Genomic DNA, 3,178 nt, shown 5'->3' with positions numbered 1-3,178 from the left:
GGCTGCGCCGGTGCAGGGCGCGCGGACCGAGGCCGACCTCGGCGGCGGTCGCGGTGACCGTGGCGCCGGCGGCGAGCATCTCGGCCACCCGGGGGCCGAGCGGGTCGACGCCGCCTCCCCGGGCGAGCCGGTCGGCGGCGACCGCGGCCAGGGCGGCGGCGGTGGGCGACGCGCCGAGCTGCTCGGCGAGCCGGACGGCGGCACGCCCCCAGAGGGCGTCGAGGGGTACCCGACGGTCCCGTAGCTCGTCGGCGGGGACACCGAAGACGGCCGGGCCCACCCCGGGCGGCAACCGGACCCCGCGCCAACGTTCCCCGGGCGTCGACACGCTGAGCTGCGCCGTGCGGTCCGGGCCGGCGACCAGCAGGCCCGCCCGGCTGGACCAGAGCAGGTCGAGACAGCCGTCGGGCAGCACCCGGGTCGGCGGGGCGTCCGGGCGGCTCTCGCTGGCCCAGAGCACCGCTCCGTCGATCACCCCGGCGGGTCGTTCCCGGTACACGGTCCCAGCCTGCCACGCCGCCGGCCGGCCGCCGCGACGCGACACCGCGGCGGCCCGGGAACCGGACGACGACGGACACCGCAACAGGCGCGACATCAGTACGTCATCGACCCGGCCACCGATCCATAACTTCTACGGGTTCACGTTCCCGCAGCTCTTGTGTAGGGCGAACGTTTGTGCAACTGTCATCACCTCGATTGAGCAATCGTTTGCGCAAAGGGGGTGTGGCCGGTGCGGATCGCGGTTCTGGCAACCGGTGGGACGATCGCGTCGCGGTGGGACCCCGACGAGGGCCTGGCCGTGACCGACTCCGTCACGGACCTGCTGAAGAACGTCACGGGCACGACCGACGCGGAGATCCACGGCTTCGACCTGTCCTGCCGGCCGAGCTTCACGCTCTCCCTGGACGACATGCTGGCCACCGTCCGGGCGGTGCGGGCCAAGCTCGCCGACGGGTTCGCCGGGGTGGTCGTCACCCACGGCACCGACACGCTGGAGGAGGCCGCCTACCTGACCGGGCAGTTCACCGGGCCCGACGCCCGGGTCGTGCTGACCGGGGCGCAGCGCGGCGCCGACGAGCCCGACTCCGACGCCGGGCGCAACCTCGCCGACGCGATCCGGGTGGTCACCGCACCCCGGCCGCTCGGCGCGGCCACGGTCATGGGGGGCGTCGCGTACGCCGCCGTGGAGAGCCGCAAGGTGCACACCTCGGCGGTCTCGGCGTTCTCCGGCGGCACGGCCGGCGTGCTGGCCCTGGTCGACCCGGACGGCGTGCTGCGGGTCTCCACCGCCGCCCGGGGCGGCCACTACGCGCACCTGCCGATCCCCGCCCGGCTGCCCCGGGTGGACCTGGTCAAGCTCGTCGCGGGCGCGGACGGCACCCACCTGCGCGCGTCGCTGCACGCCGGGGCCGCCGGGATCGTGGTCGAGGCGTTCGGCGCCGGCAACGCCCCACCCGCGGTCGCCGAGGCCATCGCGGAGGCCCGCCGCCGCGGCGTACCCGTGGTCATCACCAGCCGGACCGGCGCGGGCCGGGTCCGGCCGGTCTACGCCGGCGGCGGGGCGACCCTCGCCCGCGCCGGCGCACTCTTCGCCGGTGACCTCACCGGCACCCAGGCCCGGGTCGCGTTGACCCTCGCCCTGGCCGTCGAAGAACCCGGCGCCGTGCCGGAAGCCCTGCGCACCATGGTGGAAGGACGTCGCGCGTGAAGACCGAAGCAGTGACCATGAACGGGTACGGCGGCCCCGAGACGCTCACCCTCACCGAGGTCGACCTGCCCGCCCCCGGCCCCGACGAGGTCGTGCTGCGGGTACTCGCCGTCGCCGTCAACCACCTCGACGCCGACCTGCGCAGCGGGGTGTCCCGGATGCCGCTGCGGCTGCCGCACGTGCTCGGCCGCGAGGTCGTCGGCGTGGTGGAGCAGCTCGGCTCCCGGGTCACCGGCCGGGCCCCGGGCGACCGCGTGCTGGTGCTGCCCAACACGCCCTGCGGGAGCTGCCCCCGCTGCCTGACCGGGCGGGCCAACCTCTGCCCGAACGCCGACATGCCCGGCATCACCCGGTGGGGCGGCTACGCCCGGCACGCGGTGGCCCCGGCACGCGGCCTGCTGGACATCGGCGACCTCGACCCGGTGGTCGCCGCCGCCACCCCGATCTCCTTCGGCACCGCCTGGCGCACCCTGTACTCCATCGGCCGGCTCGCCCCCGGCGAGTGGGTCCTCGCCCCGGGCGCCGCCGGTGGGCTCGGGCACGCGGTGGTCCAGCTCGCCAAGCTGGGCGGCGCCCGGGTCGTCGGCCTGATCGGCGACCCGTCGAAGGCCGACTTCGTCTCCTCGCTCGGCGCGGACGCGGTGCTGAGCACCCGCGACCCCGACTGGGCGGCCGAAGCCCGGAAGATCACCGGCGGCGCGGGTTTCGACGTGATCGTCGAACACATCGGCGGCGACGTCTTCGAGGCCGCGCTGGGCACCCTCGCCCCCACCGGCCGGCTGATCGTCGGCGGGGGCCACGCCGGGGAGCACCCGCACCTCGACCTCATCGAGACCTTCCGCAACGAGTACGAGCTGCGCGGGTCGCGCAGCCAGCGTCCCGACGAGATCGCCCGGGTGCTGGGCCTGGTCGCGGCGGGCCAGCTCACCCCCCGGGTCGACGCGGTCCTGTCGTTGGCCGACGCCGGCCGGGCCCACCAGGCGCTCGCCGACCGGCGGGTGCTCGGCAAGCAGGTGATCACACCGTGACCGGGCACCGGCGGGGGGACGCCCGCGGCGACGTGCTGGCCATGCTCGTCGCCGGTGCCGTCGAGGCCGCCGACACGCTGCTGGCCACCGGCACCGGACAGGTGCTGGTGCGGCAGGTGGCGGCCCGGCTGACCGCCAACGCCGTCGCGGCCCGTGGGCACCTGCCCGCCGGGCTCGACACCGCGGGCGACCCGGACGGCCGGTGCAGCCTGCTGGCCGCGCCGGGCGGGACGGACCAACCGGCGCGGGCCGCCGCGGTGACGGCGGCGGCGATCACCGTCAGCCAGTGCGACGAGGGTCTGCGCGAATCCCGGGGGCACCCGGGGCTGCACGCGTACGCCGCCGCCCTGGCCGCCGCCGAGGTCGACGACCGTAGCCTGCGGGTGTTCCTGCGGGCGCTGGCGGTCGGCTGGGAGGTGGGCGCCCGGCTCGGGCTGCTGCT

At 76.6% G+C, this 3,178-nt stretch carries 4 protein-coding genes; 3 read left to right on the top strand and 1 reads right to left on the bottom strand.

Annotated elements, in window-relative coordinates:
* On the bottom strand, positions 1–499 hold a 499-nt coding region (locus H1A17_RS33840), incomplete at its 3' end, for a DUF6597 domain-containing transcriptional factor (protein ID WP_194823791.1).
* 231 nt (positions 500–730) lie between these two features.
* Here H1A17_RS33840 and H1A17_RS33835 point away from each other — a divergent pair.
* The 3 genes from H1A17_RS33835 to H1A17_RS33825 all read left to right on the top strand — a co-directional run.
* Positions 731–1,708, top strand: coding sequence for an asparaginase (locus tag H1A17_RS33835; RefSeq protein WP_168222511.1), 978 nt, complete (start codon positions 731–733; stop codon positions 1,706–1,708).
* On the top strand, positions 1,705–2,736 hold the full coding sequence (locus H1A17_RS33830; RefSeq protein WP_145920369.1) for a zinc-binding dehydrogenase: 1,032 nt from the start codon (positions 1,705–1,707) through the stop codon (positions 2,734–2,736). The genes H1A17_RS33835 and H1A17_RS33830 overlap by 4 nt, the downstream gene beginning before the upstream one ends.
* Positions 2,733–3,178: MmgE/PrpD family protein (locus H1A17_RS33825; RefSeq protein ID WP_194823790.1), on the top strand; the 446-nt coding region annotated here is incomplete at its 3' end. The genes H1A17_RS33830 and H1A17_RS33825, both read left to right, overlap by 4 nt.

The sequence above is a fragment of the Micromonospora sp. S-DT3-3-22 genome (genome assembly GCF_015354745.1).
Classification (GTDB): Bacteria; Actinomycetota; Actinomycetes; order Mycobacteriales; family Micromonosporaceae; genus Micromonospora; species Micromonospora wenchangensis.
This window is presented reverse-complemented; position numbering and strand designations above follow the sequence as displayed.